Consider the following 17,429-nt stretch of genomic DNA (forward strand, 5'->3'; position numbering starts at 1 on the left):
CATGACCCAAGAATCATACATCCTGCTCCGGGACTTTTGCCAGGGCCACTGCCTGGACGAAAAATTTATTTACGAGCTACAGGAAGTGGAACTTGTCCGCATTGAAAAAGTTGGGGAAGCCCCGGCCATCCCTCCGGACGAATTACAGGTGCTGGAACGCATGGTCCGGCTGCACCGCGACCTGGATATCGGCCCGCAGGGCCTGAGGGCCGTTCAGCAGTTGTTGGACAGAATGGAGCATTTGCAACAGGAAATCCTGGAACTCCGGCGCAAGGTTCGCCGGTATGAATAACGGCGCCATCCTCAGGGGTTCCCGCCAACGATCCTGCCGTCGTCCATTTCGAGTATCCGGTCGGTACGGCTCGCAAAGTCCTCGTCGTGGGTAACGATCAGCAGGGACAATCCTTTCTCCTCCTTGAGTTGCTTGAAAATCTGGAATACGTTCTCTGAGTTGTAACTGTCCAGGTTCCCGGTTGGTTCGTCCCCCATCAGGATGGCCGGATCGTTGATAAGGGCGCGGGCTATCGCCACCCGTTGCTTTTCACCCCCGGAGATGCGGGAGGCTTTTTTTAAAGCCAGGTGCTCAATATGCAGCATCCGGAGTTTTTCATGGGCGTCGTGCCGGATCTCCTCCTCGCTTTTGCGGGCCAGCTTGCGGGCCGGCAGCATAACGTTTTCCAGCACGCTGAAGTCCCCGAGCAGATAGTGGAACTGGAAGACAAACCCGATGTTTTCATTTCGGATCCGCGAGAGGCGGTTCTGCGGTTTCCCGCTGAGTACTTCCCCTTTGAGCAGCAATTCCCCCCGGTAATCCGTATCCATGGTGGAAAGTATATACAGCAAGGTGGATTTCCCGCACCCCGATTTCCCCATGATGCTGGTGAATTCCCCCGGCGGTATTTGAAATGTGATATCCTTCAGGACGTGGAATTCCACGGGGCTGGTAAAAAACTTGTCGATATGTCTGGCTTCGATTACCGGTGTCATTTGCCTGTCAGTTTCCTCGGATGATACGCACGGGATCGATGCGTCTCGCCCGGGCCGAGGGCATATATCCCGCGATGAATGTTGAGATCAGCGCAAAGACAATCCCGATGCCGTAGTATAGCGGATTGTGGTTAACCGGGAAAGTGCGTATGGTGGGCAATGCCTCCGTGTTAAAGGGCAGGGAATCGATGAGCTGGCTCAGGCCAAAACCGATCACCAGGCCGAGGATTCCCCCGACCAGGCCGATGAGCAGCGCCTGGCTCATAAAGATATTCCGGACATCATTGCCCGAAAAACCAGTGGCTTTCAGGATGGCTATATCGTTCATTTTCTCATAGATCAGCATGTTCAGGATGTTGTAAATCCCAAAGCCCGCCACGATCAGCAGGGTGATGGAAACCGCATAGGTGATCAGGTTGCGGATGCTCGTGCCGGTTTCGAACTGGGCATTGGCTTCCTGGATATCCCGCGCCTTGACCCCGAATTGGGATTCGAATTCCCTTGCCATGGGTACGGCCAGGCCAATGTCTTGGAGTTTTACATTGATGTCTGTAAGGTAATTGACCGGCTTCCCCAGGATGCGTTGTACCGTGCCGATCTGGGCGAAACTCCGGGCGTTGTCTACTTCTGCCAGGCCGCTTTGGTAGAGCCCTACGATTTTCAGCGGGAAGACCCCGCCTTCGGTAGTGGCTACCTGCACGCGGTCGCCCACCGAAAGCGACAGCTTTTCCGCCAGGCCAATCCCCAGCAGGATGCCATTTTCCGTATTGCGCAAGGCTTCCGGGCTTCCCTCCACAATGTAGTCGCCCATATTGGATAGCCGGGTTTCTTCCATAATATCCACGCCTATCAGTACCCCGCCGAGATCCAGGCTGCCGGAGAGGTAGAAAATATTGGCGACCAGCTGGGGGGTGGCGCCCAGTACGCGCGGGTCCTCGCGGAGGGTTTCCAGGATGGGCAGGGCATTGTGGATTTTCAGTTGTCCGGGTTTTGGCCTGACGGAGCGTATCTTCAGTAAGTCGCCGGAAAATTCCAGGCTGCGTTCAATGGGTTGGACGGCTGTGGGTTCCAGTTCGTCGTACAGGTGGATATGGGGGGTCTGGTTAAGGACGAGGCTGTCCAGCATGCCGTTGAGCCCGGTCATGAAACTCACCAGGGTGATATAGGCCCCGATGCCGAAAGTCACTCCCAGGGAAGCCGTAACCGTCGATTTCATCTTGGTTAGCAGGTGGGTCCTGGCAATGCCCAGTATAAGTTTCCATTGCTTCATTGTTCGGGTTTCAGGATGTTGGTGCCGGCATCCAGGCCGGAGCGGATTTCCACCCGGTCCAGGGTTTGCAGGCCCGTGACGACCTTTTTCATCCCGTCTTCGGTAAGGACGCTGTCGCCTGCCAGCAGCAGGTTCCGGGGGATGGTCAGGGCGTTTTCCCGCCGGTCAATGACGATATTCGCCTCGCCCGAGAGCCCCGGGTAGAGTTGATTGGGCGGCGCTTTAAACCGGGCTTCCGCCAGGAATGTCTGGTTGCGCGAATCTTTCTGGGGATAAATACGGGTGAGCCCGGCCCGGAACACCTCGTCGGGGTATGCATCCAGGCTTACCAGGACCTCCTGCCCCGTCCGGAGCCGGACAATATCCACCTCGTCCACCAGCAACTCCACTACAAAGGAGTCCGGTTTTCCAAGGGTGGCCAGCGGTTCGTTGGGTACCACCAGTTCCCCGGGTTCCTTAAAGAGGGCATACACCTTCCCGTCAATAAAACTACGCACGGTAAACTCATCGGCATTTGCCTGGTAGGAGCGGTAGGAATTCCGCGCCTGTTCCATTTTCGTACGGAGTTCCCGCTCCAGCCGCGCATATTCGGTTTGCAGTTGATCGAGTTGGTTCCGGGAGCGTTCATAGGCGAGTTTCCGATTTTCAAAGGTTGCCCGGGAACCAATCTGCTGGGACCAGAGTTTTTCCTGCCTCCGGAAGTTCACCGAGTCGTCGATATAAGCCAGCCGTGCCGTTTCGATACGGGATGCCAGGTCTCTCAGCGGGGTGGTGCTTCCCTGGTAGTTGGATGCCGCGAGTTCCATCTGCAGGCGCGCATTCTCCCGGCTGAGCTCCGGGGAGCGATCCGTAATCTTCAACAAGGGCGTGCCCGTTTGCACCAGGTCGCCTTCCCGTACCAGGTTTTTTTCCAGGATGCCGCTAACTGCAGCATGCACCTTGTACATGCTGTCCGGCTGCACGGTTGCCGAGGCGTATACAGATTCGGTAATGGTGTTGATTGTCGGCCGCATTTTCCCGGATTCCCCCGAACAGCCGGGAAATAAAATAGCAAGGGACCAACAGGCGGCCGCAAGAATTCGCTTGACTTTTTTCATAGTATCCGTAATGGAGGTGACTGCTAGGATGCCAGCAGGGGTTCAAGGGCACGAAGCAAGTCTGGTTTTGACAACACCCCGGATTGCCTCCAGAGCACTTTTCCATTTTTAAACAGGATCATGGTGGGTACGCCCCGGACCTGGTACCTGCCGGCCACCTCCTGGTTGCGGTCCACATCTACTTTCACAACCCGCAGGCGGTCGCCCAGTTCGCCTTTCACCTCTTTCAGGATGGGGGCGAGGGTCTTGCACGGACCGCACCAGTCCGCGTAAAAATCTACCAGTACCGGGTTTTCGGAACGAATCAGGTCTGAAAATGATGCTTTCATATCCGTTGGAGTTTATCAAAAATAGACAAAGTTCCCGGAGGAAATCCATGACCGATATCATATTTGCCCGGCAGCTAATTCCCTATCTTTAAGGATATCACCGCCTGTACCATGAGCCTTAGAATTGCCATACCCACCGATTTTTCCCCCCATGCCGCCCGGGCGGCGCGTTTTGTACTGGAATTGTTCCGGGAGGAAGCCTGTACGTTTTTCCTGGTCCACACCTATACGCCTTCGTTTTTACGGGCCGAATACCTGATCCACAGCCCCGGGCAGATTGGCCTGGGGGATTCCTACAGGCAGCGGGTGACGGATAAGCTGGAGGATTTCCGGGAGGCCCTGTCCCCCGACGCAGGCCCGCAGCACGAATTTTACACGCATGCTGCCTTCAATGCCCTGGATTCCGAATTAAATGAGATGGCGGGAAAGGAAAAACTCGACCTGATCGCCATGGGCACGCAGGGAGCTACCGGTGCCCGGGAGGTCCTTTTCGGATCCAATGCGGTGCGCGTTTTGCACCGATCCGATTGCCCGGTTCTGGTGATTCCGGAAGAGGCAGAAGTCCGGCATATCCGGAACATCCTCTTCCCCACGGACTACGCCGTTGACTATGACCAGCTCAACCTGGCGGTCCTCAACCATTTTCTCGGGCAGCCCAAAACCCGGCTCCACGTGTTGCACGCCTTTACGGAAGCAGACAGCTCAGAAGAAAGGCAACGCGCCAGGGAACAATTGCTCGGGCGTTTTGGCGGGCAGATGGCGCTTACCGAAACGGAATCCCAGGGGGTGGCGGATGCCATCAACGCCTTTGCCGGGGAACATCCTGTGGAATTGCTGGTGATGGTGCGCAACCGGCACACGGCCCTGGAGAACTTCCTGGTTCGTCCCGTCGTGGACCGCATTGGGCTGCATACTAGAATCCCATTCCTTGTCCTGCCCCCGGAAAAGGAAGGTAAGAACCAATCAAACTAACGCGGTGTCGAACCCCGGGAAGAAAATCAGGAAGTCTTCGGGAAAGGAAGTCCGGTATTCTGAAAAGAAATTGCGGCGTTCCCTGATGCGCAGCGGGGCAGATGCCCAAACGGTCGATTCCATTGTGGCGACCCTGGGCGAAGAACTCTATGAAGGGATGACCACCCGGGAGATCCACAACCGGGCCTTTGCGTTGCTACGGGCTGCGCAGAACACCTTTGCCTCCCGGTATAAGTTGAAAAATGCGATCTATGAGTTAGGGCCCACGGGGTTCCCATTTGAAAAATTCATCAGCGCCCTGCTCAACCATTCGGGGTATCAAACGGAAACCAACCGGGAATTCCAGGGGGCCTGCGTGCGACATGAAATCGATGTGGTGGCCAGGAACGGGGATTCCCTGACGCTGATTGAGTGCAAGTTCCATTCCGAACACGGCAGGAACTGCTCCGTGCGGATTCCCCTGTACATCCACTCCAGGTATCGGGACGTAGCCGCCGGGCCGTCGGTTTCGGGGGCCGGGCAGGGGGTATTAAAGCCGGCCTGGGTGGTCACCAACACCCGCTTTACCTCGGACGCTCTTGCCTATGGGAAATGTTCGGGGATGTATTTATTGAGCTGGGGCCATCCGCGGGGGAATGCGCTGAAAGACCGGATCGACCGGCACCGGTTGTACCCGATTACCGTCAGTGTCCTCTTGAGTGCCAGGGAAAAACAATTCCTGCTGGAACGGGAGGTTGTCCTGGGGCGCCAGCTGCTGCGGGCACCCCATTTCCTGGATCACCTGGGGGTTTCCGATAATCGCAAGGGCCGGATTATTAAAGAGTTTGAGGCGCTTTGCGGCAAAAAGGACAAATGATGAAAACCGAATTGCGTTTTTGGGGGGCTGCGGGATGCGTCACCGGGTCCAAATACCTCATTTCAAACCAGCAGGGAAGGATTCTGGTGGATTGCGGCCTGTTCCAGGGGCTGAAGTCCCTCAGGGCTTTGAATCGCGCATCCTGGGAAATACCCCCTGCCGATATCGCTGCGGTGGTCCTGACCCACGGCCACCTGGACCATGTTGGCCTGCTGCCGAGGTTGGTGCGAGAGGGATTCCGGGGAAAGATTTACGGGACGCGCCCCACCCTGGCGATTGCCCGGATCATACTGGAGGACAGCGCCAAGATACAGATGGAGGAGGCTGAAAAGGCCCTGAAGGAAGGGTATAGCCGCCATGCAAAACCCGAGCCGCTCTATTCGCTGGAGGATGTGGCCAATACGCTCCCGCTCTTCAGCTCTGTGGAGACCGGGGAGTGGATTGCCCTGCCGGTACCCGGCTGGCGCGTGAGGTACACTCCCAACGGCCATATCCTGGGCTCCTGCTTTATCGAGATGGATGCCGGGGGGACGCGGGTGGTATTCTCGGGTGATATTGGCCGCAGGGAGGATTTGCTACTGCCTCCGCCGGGACGCCCCCGGCGCGCCGATGTACTCCTGCTCGAAAGCACCTACGGGAACCGGTTGCACCCGGACCTGGATATGGAGGCCGAACTCGCCGCTCAAATCAAGGGGACAATTACAGACCGCGGCACCTGTATTATCCCGAGTTTTGCCGTGGAGCGCCTGCAGGCCATTATGCTCATCTTACTCAAGCTCCGGCAACGCAACCGAATTCCCCGATTGCCGGTATATATAGACAGTCCGATGGGGACCAATGTCTTTGAACTCTTTGGTCGCTTTCCGAACTGGCACAAATTGTCCCGGTCGGATTTCCAGGAAATGAAACGGGAATTTCTGATAGTTTCGGATTATTCGGAAACCTGGAAGGCAATCGACGATCCACGGCCCAAGGTAGTGGTGGCCGGGAGCGGCATGCTCAGCGGGGGGCGGGTGCTCACCTACCTCGCACAGCTGCTCGACCGGGAGGAAACCCGTATCCTCCTCATGGGCTACCAGGCGGAAGGTACACGGGGCCGGAATTTACTGGAAGGGGCGAGGGAGTTGAAGATCTTTGGAAAATATATCCGCGTGGCAGCCGGCATTCACCATTACGAATCCCTGTCGGCCCATGCGGATCAGGAAGAGATTCTCTGGTGGACGGCCGGGATGGAAAATCAACCGGGGCATATCTTCCTGGTACACGGGGAACCCACGGCGGCGGATGCTTTGCGCGTCAAATTGTTTGCGGAGCGGGGTTGGGTGGCGCGGATACCCAACCTGGGCGAAAGCGTTCGCTTTTAAGCGCCTGATATATATCATGAGAATATGGGTTACATCGCGATAACTTGTAGAAATATCCAGGAGACCGAAACACAGACTATCTGTTTGGGCTCCGGCAAATTCCAGATCCAAGATGAAGAATACACGTAGTACCTTACTGGCCATTGCCTCCCTGGCGATCCTGGGATGCAGTTCCCTGAAGCTCGAATCCGAATACAAGGACCCGGACCGGGTACTTTTCCACGCCAATAAGCTGTTGGTTGTGGGCATCACCCCGGATATGGCTGTACGGGAGGATTTTGAAACGCGCCTCCGGGAGGTTTTCTCCGGTGAGGGGATTGAGACCGTCCGCAGTATCGACCTGTTCGACGTGGCCTTTACCCAAACCCCGCAAACCGAAGAAGAGCTCGACCGGGTGGAACAACAACTCCTGGACAAGGACTTCGACGCCATCCTCCTGACCAAGGTGGTCGGTACGGAAAGGCATACGAACCTGGCGCAGTCCCTCGGTGAAATAGGTGCTGCCTACGAGCGATTCAGCCGGGACTATGTGGTCCACCAGGATATCTATTTTGACAAGGCCTATTACGAAGCCCCCACAGATTATTACACGGAAACCTCCCTGTACTGCATTTGCGTCGGAAAAGAACGCAGCCTGGTATGGCGGAACAATATTTTGATTTCCAACCCCCGCAACCCGGAGAAGGCCATCCGGGATTACATAAGGATGATCAGCAACCGGATGGAGCACAACCAGGTGTTGTTGGGTACGGATATCTTCTAGGAAACCGGTTAAGCCGAGCCGGATTTTACAATTTAACGCTCCCCAGCCTATCTTAAAGCAAAGGGCTCATCACGCGCGCTGCCCCCTCGGCGAGTTTGTGGCGCCAGGGCCTGCGGCTGAAGGTATCCGGGTCGAGCTCCATGCTCTGGCTGCTGTCCGAGAGGAAATCCTCCCGGAGGCCAATGGCTGTCTGCCGGTCGAATACCACCGCATTCACCTCGTAGTTGTGCTGGAAACTCCGGTTGTCCATATTGGCAGTCCCGATGGTTGCCAGCCGGTCGTCGACAGTGAGTATCTTACTGTGCAGGAACCCGCCGGGATACAGGTAGATCCGGATACCGGCCTTCAGGAATTGCTGGAAATAGGATCGCACGCACCAGGTAACCAGCCGGCTGTCGGTCCGGTCCGACAGCAGGATACGCACATCTACACCTCCCATGGCGGCCGTTTGCAGCGCCAGTTGGATAGCCTGGCTGGGGATCAGGTAGGGATTGGTGATATAGATGGATTCCCGCGCCCCGTTGATCATGGCAAAGTACAATTGCTCCATCAGTGGAAAGTCGTCATCCGGACTGGAAGCCAGCACCTGCACGGGGGCATAAGGGACCCCTTCCATTACGGGGAGGGGGGAGGGCAGTGGCAGCCGGCGGCCGGTGACCAGTTCCCAGTCATTGAGGAAAACGGTATCCAGGTGGGCAGCCGCCGGGCCCCGCAGCATCAGGTTCATGTCGTGCCACATCCGCAGGTCCTCATCTCCTTTCAGGTATTTGTCCGAAATATTGATCCCCCCCGTAAAGGCGGTCTGGCCGTCGACCACAATGATTTTTCGGTGGTTCCGGTAGTTGAGGGACCGGAGGAATTTGCCGAATCGGAAAGGGAGGAAGGCATGGGCTTCGATCCCGGCATGTCGCAATCGTTCCCGGTAGGTTTTGCTCAGGGAGAAGCTCCCGATCGAATCGTAGAGCAGGCGGACTTCCACCCCTTGCGCCTCCTTCCGGGCAAAGAGCCGGAACAGGCGCTCTGCCAGTTCGCCCTCTTCGAAGATGTAATACTGCAGATGGATCGTCTCCCGGGCCGCTTCAAGGGTCTGGAAGATGCGCTCAAAGGTCTGCTGCCCGTCCTTGAGGAGGGTGGCCTCGTTTCCGGCAGTAAGCGGAAATCCCGTATGTTCCCCGATGATAGCCTGGATCATCCTTTCCGGGTGCCCCTGAATCCCGGGGGCGGCCGGCTGTTCCGGGTGCCCCTGGATTCGAGCCCCGCCATTTTGGGCCTCCTCAGCACGCGGCGTTTCCCTAAGGGGTACCGGGAGCGGGGTGCGAAGAGGTTGCCGGTATACCTTCAATTTACGCCTGTTCCTGCCTACCAGCAGGTAGAGCAGGATCCCCCCGACGGGAAGCGTAAAAATCGCCAGGAGCCAGGCCAGGGTTTTTGAGGGCCGGACCCCATGGAGCAGCAGGCGGACGATGATCGTCAGGGCCAGCAGGATATATCCGGTAATCAGAAAGGTCAGCCACACATGCCTGGGATTTACGGGGTTCGACAACCGGGCAACCGGTGCCCACCGGCAAAATTACGGTTCCGGGTGCACAATTGGCTACAGCAGCTTGAAATTTATGGGGATGCTATACGGGACCCGGACATTTTTGTTTCGTTGCCTGCCGGGCTTCATTTGGGGGAGGGACGCGATGATCCGCCGGGCTTCGGCCTCCAGCATTTTATCCGGTCCGCGTGTCTCGATTCCGGCAACCTGACCATCCGTGCCGATATAGAACAACACGTAGACCTTGCCCTGAATACCCAGTTCGGTTGCGGTTTCCGGATATTGGAAATTCCTGGCAATGTGTTCCTGTATCTTTTGCTGGAAACAGGTGCGTTGCTCCTCCCTGGATACCCCTTCGCAACCCGGAAATACGGGGACTTCTTCAATCACCGCGAAGGGGACGGAGATCTCCTCTTCCTCTTCGACGACTTCAATATCCGAAGCTTCCAGATCTACGTCGGCCACGACGGTTTCCTGGGTCATTTCCGTACTTTCAATAAGGGTTTCCTCGATTTCCTCCGTGTCTTCCACCACCTCGATTACTTCGGGGGCAGCCGGTGGCGGTGGGGGCGGGGCGGTTCGAATTTGCTCCGTCTTCGGGACGTTCTCGTCCAGCATGGGGACGTCTACCATGTGGATTAATTCCTCATGGGGCTGTTCATACGATTTGTATTCAAGGGCCCGCCAGGTTACAAAGAGTACCAGGGTCAGGCCGATCACAAAATACAGGCCGCTGTTGCGGTTCAAATCTGCGTTGGGATGTTTTTTGACTTGCATGGCGATGGACTTTAGACCATCAATTTACAAGTACTATCCCCGGAAAAATATGATAATCATCAGGTTAGGGACCCACTACCCGAAAGGGAACCACAAATACAGTCTCCCCCCACATCAGCCGTAATTCACCGGATTCGGCCGTTTCAACGGCCTCGATGGTAAAGTTTTCCACACTCGGTTCCAGCTCCCGGATTTCCATGGGCACCCGTCCGAGGTCCTGCTGGGGGTCGTAATTGTTGCCGTTCTGCCCGGTTTCCCGGTTGACGATCAATGTACCCCCATCCGGGGCCGGAATGGTAAACAGCGTGTATTCCCCGGCGGGTACGTCCAGCCCGCCCAACACCAGGTCCCGGTCTGTTCGGAAGTGGGTGGCCCGGTTAGCCCCTGTACGCCAGCGCTCATTCCACGGGACAATCCCGCCAAACAGCAGGCGTCCCCGGCGGGCCGGCTGGCCGAAGGTGATTACGATATTTGCCCCCTGGACAGTGGATTCGGTGCGTCCTTCCCCCGACAGGGACCCGATAGGGGAATAGGCGAAGCGGTTGGCCAGACTTTCAAGATCTACGGGTTCCCCGCGTTTCACGACCAGTTTCCGGGTGGTGGCGGTAGCGTCGAAGTGTTCCAGGGCCCCCGATTGATCCGTCCGGGCGTACATGGTACCCCGGTACGGGTGTTGAACGGAAACAGAGTCGGTCCCTTCGCTCCGGATGACAAATTCTGCCGTTCCCCTCCCGGTAAACATCGGCTGGCGGACCTCTTCCAGACCGTCGCGCGACATCTGGCGCACGGCGAGTTCATAGGGCCAATGAACCATATCCATCCAGGGAAGCGTACCCGCCTGGTAGGCAAATGCCTGCCGGCTTTCGGAGGAATCCGTGCGGATCACGCGTATCAGGCTGTCCCCCTCCAGGGTTAGCGTCTCAATCCGATCGGGGTCGCCCTGCAGCCGATCCGCGGGATAGGCTTCCGAACGGAATTCGATGATATCCCCTTCATCGTCTAATTCCAGGGTCTGTTTCAGGTATTCTGTGCGGGGGCTGCGAATCAGGACTTCAGCTTCCACCAGGCCGGGGTGCATGCGTATTTGTTCAATAACGAGCGTGTCGTTGCCCAGGGTTGCCGTCAGAGATGCCTCCGGAGCGGTGCTGTCCGTGCAACGCGACAGGAAGACAGCCGCCAGCAATGTAGGTAAAAGGAAATAAGACCTTGCCCTTCGGGCCGGGATAGGGAGCTTCATTGGTTCAGGATTTTGCCAGGCGCTGGGAGGCCCGGAGATTTTACACGCAAAAGATACTGAAGAAATTACGGGCTTGAAAGCGAAACCATCAAAGGGTGCAGGGCGCACCCTGTCCCCGGGATTGTCATCCGGGCGGGCCGCAGAATAGCCCGGTGCGCAACCTCAGAATCAGTTCAGGTATGCCCGGAAACGGCCGTCTGCCAGAGTTACTTCTTCCTTGCTGGTCGAGGAAGTGACATGGGCGATAAACGTGCCCTCCACATAGTGTTCGGTGACGTTGAAGATAATGATTCGGCCTTCGTGTGCAAAGTCCAGGTTGCTTCCGGAAAGCGAGGCGGCAAATGCTACCTTGTAGGCCGTGGGTTTGCCGTCCTGCATCACTTCGTGGGCGCCTTTACTGACATCCATCGGCAGGTAAAGCGTAATGGGCGTGTTTTCAGGGGCGATGCGGGCTGCGTTGGGTGACTCGGGATAGATTCGCGCCGTGCCGTTGGAATTGCTCTTGTCGGTATATTGGCTGGTTGTGAGGTTCTCAAAGTAGTACTCCGTTTCGTCGATGGTGAAACGGATAAAGGTTCCACGATCCAGTTCTCCGTTATCCGGTTTACTGCAGGATGAGAAAAGCATCAGGCTCAGGCCGGCAAGTATTGCGAAAAAAAGTACACCTCGTTTCATAAAGACTACGTGTTATGTAGGAAAATACAACGATCAAATTTAACCGGATCGTACATGAAATGCAGATTTATTCGATGAATGACACGTTTTGCATCCGTTTTCGGGCCATTCCTGTGAAGAATTCACAGTAGACGGAGGGGGAGATTTATCGGGTGGCAGGTGGGATCCGGTTGGGTGGCAGGAGGGATCCGGGTAGATTTTCAGGCCCAGGGGGCCGGTTGCCGCGCGGTTTGTAGTATCTTTCTGCAGCCTTCCAGGCGAGCGTCCCGTTCCGACCGGGCGGTTCCCTGGCCTGTGATCGGAAACGACAAACTAACGAAACGCACCTATTACAATGAACCGGATCCTTGTATTATCCACCCTGTTTTTATGCTCAACCCTTCTGAGGCTGGCGGCCCAGGAAGAAGTATACGAGCTTCGTACTTACGAACTGGAATTCCTCCGCCCGGCGGAGGTGTTGCACAACTACCTGGAGCACGCGCTGATCCCGGCCCTCGGTCGGCAGGGCGTGCGCCACGTGGGGGCCTTTGAGGAAGCCGGGGACGCCCTCCCGAAAAAGATTTACCTGCTGATCGCCTATGACGATATCCAGGCCTTCCAGGATTCGAAAGAGGCCCTTGAAGAAGATGCAACCTATTTAGAAGATGCCGGCGACTACCTGACGGCAGATCCGCAAACCATGCCTTACAAGCGAATCACCTCCAACCTGATCCAGTCCACTACCGGGTTTCCGCAGCTGGCTTCGCCGGAATCAGGTACGGGGTTATTTGAGTTGCGGATTTACGAGAGCTATAATGAGGATGCCCTCAGGCGGAAAGTCAAAATGTTCAACGACAGCGAGTTTGATATCTTTGAAGATGTCGGCCTGCCGATGGTTTTCTTCGGGGCGAATATCGCCGGGGAACAGATGCCCTGCCTGACCTACATGCTCGCGTTCCGCGACCGGGAGCACCATGCAGCCGCCTGGGCCCGATTCGGTCCGCACCCGGAGTGGCAACGGATATCGAAACTGGAGGAATACGCTCATGCGATGGACGATATCACCCGCGTCTTCCTAAAGCCGCTCCCGTATTCCAGTTTATAGTCCGTTGCGGATTCAGTCTTTGCGCAAGCCTTTGAATATCTGCGAGTCTGCCCAATAAATGTCCCCGTCCCGGGTAAAGAAAAAGTAGTTGCCATCGGCCGTCACAAACGGGCACAATTCGTGGCCGGGCGTATTGATGGTTTCCCCGAGGTTCACGGCGGGCAACCATAGTCCGTCGCCCCCCCGGAAACTGATGTACAGGTCGCCCTGTCCGGAACCTTCCCGGCGTACGGCACAGAAAATCATGTAGGATTCATCCGGCGAGACGAACACGTCGGCCTCATAGTGCGGCGTGTTAATGGCTGCAGGGAGTTGGACAGGTGTCCGGAAGGAGCCGTCCTTCCACGGCGAGCGATAGATGTCGTAATTGTACAATGCCTCCGTACCGGCACCATGGTTGGATGCAAAGAACAGGGAGCCGTCGGCGGCAAAGGAAGCGTAGTATTCGTTGGCCGGGCTGTTGACCGGGTAGCCGGCATTGATGGGAGGAGACCAGCCGCCTCCCTCGCGAAGTGAAAACCAGATATCGTAATCCTTTTTATGCCGGGTCTCAGTACCGGGCCGGTCGGAGATATAATACAGGCGACTGCCGTCCGGGGAAAGCATCGGGTCGTTATGGCTGAACGGGCTGTCGGCAAACAGTTTCTGCGGTTCGCCCCATACGCCCCCTTCCCAGCGCACCATATGGATTTCCGATTGTTCCCCGGTATCCACCCCAAAGTAAAATTCGCGGCCGTCCGCGGTAAAGACCGAACCGAATTCGTGCCGGTCTTTCCGGGAAACCAGGCCCGGGGCAAATAATTCCGGGATGGTATCCGGGGTTTTCTGCCCGAAATAAGCAAAGGGCGCTTCGGGCTCCTGGGCCATTAGACCCCCCATCCCGACCATCGTTAATGTGGCAAATAGCAGGGGCATCATTTTCATCAGTAAGCCCGGATCATTTGGTTTTGTATTTCAGGAGGTGGTGGCGGACGGCCCGGGCCACCTCCGGGTAATTTTCCTGTATCAGCCAGTGGCCCCCGTCTATTTCCAGAAAAGTATACGGCCCGTCAACGTAATTGGCATTAGCCCTGGCTGCAAAGGCTCCAATTGCCAGGTCCCTGTTTCCCCAAATAAACAACGTGGGTACGGAAACCGGGCCGGTGGGCTTCATTTTTCTCCTTCCGAAATTCGCCCGGTAATAATTCAGGGCTGCAGTGAGCGAGGCCTTCCTCCGGAATACCGAGAGGTAATTTTCGACCTCCTCCGGGGCGCTCCGTTTCCAAAGCCGGCGAAATTTGGCAAAATCGTCCTTTCGGATCATCCATTCGGGGATCCGGGGTAGCAGGAACCACCGGATATAGCTGCTTTTCTTCCGCTGTACCTTATCCGTTTTCAACGCCTTGGCAAAGGCGCGGCCATGGGGCACCGAAAGGGCTGTCCAGCTCAGGATGCGCTGGTCAAAGTGGAATGTCGCCTGCCAGCCCACAGCAGCTCCCCAATCGTGGCCTACCAGATGGAACCGGTCGATCCCCAGGGCATCGGCCCAATCCGCGACGTCCTGCCGCAGGTGGCGGATACCATAATGGGCAACGCCCTTTGGGCAGGCATTCGGGCTGTACCCGCGCATGTTCGGGGCGATGCAGTAGAAGCCCTCGGATGCCAGTTCGGCCATCAGCCGCCGCCACATAAAATGGGTTTCGGGAAAACCGTGAAGGAAGATCACGGCTTCACCGGCCGGGTCGCCGGCCTCAAGGCAATCGAATTCCAGGGTGCCGGTGTTTATCTGTCGGAAAGTGGTCATCGTCTGGCTTTGTGGATTGGCCCTCGATATTTGGGAATAGTTCCACCAAATATAGGGAATCAATTGGTGGGTTTTTTGGGTAAATTAGGAATAAGTTCTTTGATAACCCATTGTTTTTTAGGCGGAAAAAGCATAATCTTATGGAAATATCAACCGCAGGGGGATTCCCTCTGCAAAACTTTAAATACATGAAAAATAGATTGTTTTTAACAGGCGCCCTGCTTGTTTGGCTCGCAGGATGCGAGCAACGGGAATTGACCGAAGTCCCCGAGGCTACCCAGGCTACTTTCGACCTGGAGATGACACCCGTGGAGATCCCGGGGATCAAAAGCCTTCGCGGCATGCCCGTGGATTTAAAAGGACGGATGCAGAGCGGCAAATCGTCCAGCGGTCTGCAACAGGACGTGGCACTGATCAACGAGCAGCTTATCCCATACGGCATTCAGCTTGAAAAAATGGAATACTTCACGGCCCAGGGTGCCGGCCAGACTGTATTTTTCAAGGATACCGGCAACAAACGCCTGGCTTCGGATTTCGTTCCAAACGACCCGCGGAACGCCCTGCCGGGTACCGACATACCCTATATTGTTGACGGGACGCAAGCCTCTACGGCTTCCGGCCTGAACGTACTGGCTCCCATCGATGCGGTTATGGCTACCTGGGACAACGTCTCGTGTGCAGACGGTTTCAGTATCTATAATGCAGGCGTTTTTCCATCGGATATCGGTTTTGTTTCGAATTTCTTCTTCGGCTTCGGGGGTAGTTCCGGATTCTTCCCGGGGGTTATCGTGCACGCGGGCGTGTTGCCCAAGGCATTTTTTGATTTGGTCGATGTAAACGGGGGTAATTTTATCCTTGGGGTGACCTTTACCCTGACCTATATAGAGGATATCAACCAGGACGGCAAGGGAGATGTGGCCATCAAGGAAGTGTATTACAACGATGCCTTCAACTGGCAGGACGTGGTGGCCACCGGTAGCGGGGTCGATTTCCAGACGGTTGCCTTGCACGAAGTAGGGCATGCCCTGAGCCAGGCGCACTTTGGGAAAGTAACCCGGACTGAGGCCAACGGCAAAGTACATTTCTCACCCCGGGCGTTAATGAATGCCGGTTATTCCGGGGTCAATCGGGTAGTTGAGAAAACCGATAAGGCAGGTTTCTGTTCCAATTGGAGTAACTGGCCAAATAATTGACGGTTACTGAATTCCGATATTTTAATGATTATCGATAAAACCCCGGATACCGGGGTTTTTTTATTTCGGAGGCTGACTAATTGGGAATCCCCGAAAGGGTGCGGGATACTTGGTCTGGGGGCAGGTTCCGCCGGATCTCATGGTCACTGGAATACAGATTTCCGGAATTTCCACAGGTAGATCCCGCAAAACAACACCGCCAGGCTCAACAGCGTGCCTCCCAGGCCCAGTTGGGCCGCCACATGGCCTTCCGGGACCGGTTTCATAAATTGGTTCACCCCGGCCAGCAGCAGGCGTACGCTTGCCCATAGGATCAGTACAAATGCCCAGAAACGCGCAACCCGCCGGGCTCCCAGGCCGGAGGCCGACAGCCCGTAGTACCAGAGGGCCAGGACCCCGAGGAAGACCAGCAGCGGGATGTAACTTCCTATCAATGCATAGCTTACGCCTTTGTACAGGAAGAATAGCAGGCTGTTGGCCAGTACCAGCCCGTATCGGGGATATTCCCCGAAGAGTTTCCGGATACGCTGTTTTTCCGCGGTCATTCTGTAGTCATTTTTTTCAGGATGGTTGCCACCCGCCTGGTGCAGGACAGCAGGTAATCGAAATCAACTGTGTCAAAGGTATCCCCGGGGGTGTCCTTATAGGGGGTTGAATCTTTGTGGTAATAACATTCGCCCGCCCCGATAACGGGGTGTCCGACAGGGACAAAAGCATCGAAATCCGTGGCATTGTTGTCGTAACCTACCGGGTCGATCCGGATCTCCTTCAGGGGGAGGCCGAGTTCCCGGGAAGTCGTCCGGTAGGCTGCCAAAAGCGAATCGCTCGCGGAAAATACCTCCATGGCGCGGTCCCCGTCGGCGTCCCACCCGACCATGTCGAAACAATGGACGCTGTGTACGTCCCAGGCTTCCCTTTTCATCAACCGGACAAATGCCTTGCTGCCGATGAGTTCCTCCTCTTCCTGGTCAAAAAACACCAGCACAATATTTCGGTTGCGAACGGACTCTCGGGCCAATTCCCGGACCACATCGTAAATCAGGGCAATCCCCGTGGCGTTGTCAATGGCTCCCGGGGCATTCCGCTTGCCGGAATCGTAATGGGCCCCCAGGACGATATAGGAGTCGCTCGTTCCCGTTGCCGGCAGGACTCCGTAGATATTTGTCCCCCGGAATGGTTCCAGGATCAGGTCGATGGCCGGGTTGAGGTTCGGGGAGGTGTAGGTTTGTTCCCGGGCTTCGACACCCAGGGTCCCTATTAATTCTTTCAGGTAGGCCCGGGCGGTGGATCGCTCCCCCGGCGACCATCTGCTGGCAAGGAAGTCCCCGCTTCCCAAAGGGTTCGCCCCGGAAAGGTCGCCGACGATTCTTTTTTGGCAGGCCATCCTTTCCCCCGGGATGGCGGCGGTCAGCAAACCGGGCGTTCTGCTTTGTTGGCCGCAAGCCGTTGCGATCAGCAACACCAGTAGCGCGTATGCGGATTTCAATCGGTATGAGGTTTCA

19 protein-coding genes are annotated in these 17,429 nt (G+C 56.3%); 7 read left to right on the forward strand and 12 right to left on the reverse strand.

Features of this window, described 5'->3' with window-relative positions:
* Position 1: 1 nt before the first annotated feature.
* A complete protein-coding gene (locus RB2501_RS08365; RefSeq protein WP_015754344.1) occupies positions 2-292 on the forward strand; it encodes a chaperone modulator CbpM in 291 nt (96 codons plus the stop codon).
* An 11-nt stretch (positions 293-303) separates the two neighbouring features.
* On the opposite strand, the gene RB2501_RS08370 is transcribed toward RB2501_RS08365, so the two are convergent.
* The 4 genes from RB2501_RS08370 to trxA form a co-directional block, all read right to left on the reverse strand.
* Positions 304-987, reverse strand: coding sequence for an ABC transporter ATP-binding protein (locus RB2501_RS08370; protein ID WP_015754345.1), 684 nt, complete (start codon positions 985-987; stop codon positions 304-306).
* 7 nt (positions 988-994) lie between these two features.
* Entirely contained in the window at positions 995-2,257 is a 1,263-nt protein-coding gene (locus tag RB2501_RS08375; protein ID WP_015754346.1) for an ABC transporter permease, read from the reverse strand.
* Positions 2,254-3,270, reverse strand: a complete 1,017-nt coding sequence (locus RB2501_RS08380) for an efflux RND transporter periplasmic adaptor subunit (RefSeq protein ID WP_015754347.1) — start codon at positions 3,268-3,270, stop codon at positions 2,254-2,256. Before RB2501_RS08380 ends, RB2501_RS08375 begins: the two co-directional genes overlap by 4 nt.
* Positions 3,271-3,377: 107 nt before the next feature.
* The gene (trxA, locus tag RB2501_RS08385) at positions 3,378-3,683 is read right to left on the reverse strand and encodes a thioredoxin (protein ID WP_015754348.1); all 306 of its coding nucleotides are present in this window, start codon (positions 3,681-3,683) and stop codon (positions 3,378-3,380) included.
* 111 nt (positions 3,684-3,794) lie between these two features.
* Here trxA and RB2501_RS08390 point away from each other — a divergent pair, with 111 nt between their 5' ends.
* The 4 genes from RB2501_RS08390 to RB2501_RS08405 all read left to right on the forward strand — a co-directional run bounded on the left by RB2501_RS08390 (position 3,795) and on the right by RB2501_RS08405 (position 7,638).
* Positions 3,795-4,655, forward strand: a complete 861-nt coding sequence (locus RB2501_RS08390) for a universal stress protein (RefSeq protein ID WP_015754349.1) — start codon at positions 3,795-3,797, stop codon at positions 4,653-4,655.
* A 4-nt stretch (positions 4,656-4,659) separates the two neighbouring features.
* A complete protein-coding gene (locus tag RB2501_RS08395; RefSeq protein ID WP_015754350.1) occupies positions 4,660-5,511 on the forward strand; it encodes a hypothetical protein in 852 nt (283 codons plus the stop codon).
* Positions 5,508-6,875, forward strand: a complete 1,368-nt coding sequence (locus RB2501_RS08400) for an MBL fold metallo-hydrolase RNA specificity domain-containing protein (RefSeq protein ID WP_015754351.1) — start codon at positions 5,508-5,510, stop codon at positions 6,873-6,875. Before RB2501_RS08395 ends, RB2501_RS08400 begins: the two co-directional genes overlap by 4 nt.
* Before the next feature lie 112 nt (positions 6,876-6,987).
* A complete protein-coding gene (locus tag RB2501_RS08405; protein ID WP_015754352.1) occupies positions 6,988-7,638 on the forward strand; it encodes a hypothetical protein in 651 nt (216 codons plus the stop codon).
* A gap of 52 nt (positions 7,639-7,690) precedes the next feature.
* Here RB2501_RS08405 and cls read toward each other — a convergent pair whose 3' ends face one another.
* The 4 genes from cls to RB2501_RS08425 form a co-directional block, all read right to left on the reverse strand.
* A complete protein-coding gene (gene cls, locus RB2501_RS08410; RefSeq protein WP_148214321.1) occupies positions 7,691-9,154 on the reverse strand; it encodes a cardiolipin synthase in 1,464 nt (487 codons plus the stop codon).
* 78 nt (positions 9,155-9,232) lie between these two features.
* The gene (locus RB2501_RS08415) at positions 9,233-9,955 is read right to left on the reverse strand and encodes an energy transducer TonB (protein ID WP_015754354.1); all 723 of its coding nucleotides are present in this window, start codon (positions 9,953-9,955) and stop codon (positions 9,233-9,235) included.
* A 64-nt stretch (positions 9,956-10,019) separates the two neighbouring features.
* Positions 10,020-11,192: a DUF2911 domain-containing protein gene (locus tag RB2501_RS15805; protein WP_083760699.1), complete on the reverse strand. Its 1,173-nt coding sequence runs from the start codon at positions 11,190-11,192 to the stop codon at positions 10,020-10,022.
* A 168-nt stretch (positions 11,193-11,360) separates the two neighbouring features.
* Positions 11,361-11,867 carry a hypothetical protein gene (locus RB2501_RS08425; protein ID WP_015754356.1) on the reverse strand — a complete coding sequence of 169 codons (507 nt, stop codon included), beginning with the start codon at positions 11,865-11,867 and terminating at the stop codon, positions 11,361-11,363.
* A 334-nt stretch (positions 11,868-12,201) separates the two neighbouring features.
* Here RB2501_RS08425 and RB2501_RS08430 point away from each other — a divergent pair, with 334 nt between their 5' ends.
* Entirely contained in the window at positions 12,202-12,951 is a 750-nt protein-coding gene (locus RB2501_RS08430; protein ID WP_015754357.1) for an NIPSNAP family protein, read from the forward strand.
* Between the two features lie 12 nt (positions 12,952-12,963).
* On the opposite strand, the gene RB2501_RS08435 is transcribed toward RB2501_RS08430, so the two are convergent.
* Positions 12,964-13,875: a PD40 domain-containing protein gene (locus RB2501_RS08435; protein ID WP_202944096.1), complete on the reverse strand. Its 912-nt coding sequence runs from the start codon at positions 13,873-13,875 to the stop codon at positions 12,964-12,966.
* 13 nt (positions 13,876-13,888) lie between these two features.
* The gene (locus RB2501_RS08440; RefSeq protein WP_015754359.1) at positions 13,889-14,734 is read right to left on the reverse strand and encodes an alpha/beta fold hydrolase; all 846 of its coding nucleotides are present in this window, start codon (positions 14,732-14,734) and stop codon (positions 13,889-13,891) included.
* A gap of 188 nt (positions 14,735-14,922) precedes the next feature.
* On the opposite strand from RB2501_RS08440, the gene RB2501_RS08445 reads away from it, so the two are divergent.
* Positions 14,923-15,927: a M10 family metallopeptidase domain-containing protein gene (locus tag RB2501_RS08445; RefSeq protein WP_148214322.1), complete on the forward strand. Its 1,005-nt coding sequence runs from the start codon at positions 14,923-14,925 to the stop codon at positions 15,925-15,927.
* Between the two features lie 143 nt (positions 15,928-16,070).
* On the opposite strand, the gene RB2501_RS08450 is transcribed toward RB2501_RS08445, so the two are convergent.
* Positions 16,071-16,472 (reverse strand): hypothetical protein, encoded by a 402-nt coding sequence (locus RB2501_RS08450; RefSeq protein ID WP_015754361.1) that lies wholly within the window; start codon positions 16,470-16,472, stop codon positions 16,071-16,073.
* Positions 16,469-17,413 carry a M28 family metallopeptidase gene (locus RB2501_RS08455; protein ID WP_202944097.1) on the reverse strand — a complete coding sequence of 315 codons (945 nt, stop codon included), beginning with the start codon at positions 17,411-17,413 and terminating at the stop codon, positions 16,469-16,471. The genes RB2501_RS08450 and RB2501_RS08455 overlap by 4 nt, the downstream gene beginning before the upstream one ends.
* Between the last annotated feature and the right edge of the window lie 16 nt (positions 17,414-17,429).

This window comes from Robiginitalea biformata HTCC2501 (genome assembly GCF_000024125.1).
GTDB lineage: Bacteria > Bacteroidota > Bacteroidia > Flavobacteriales > Flavobacteriaceae > Robiginitalea > Robiginitalea biformata.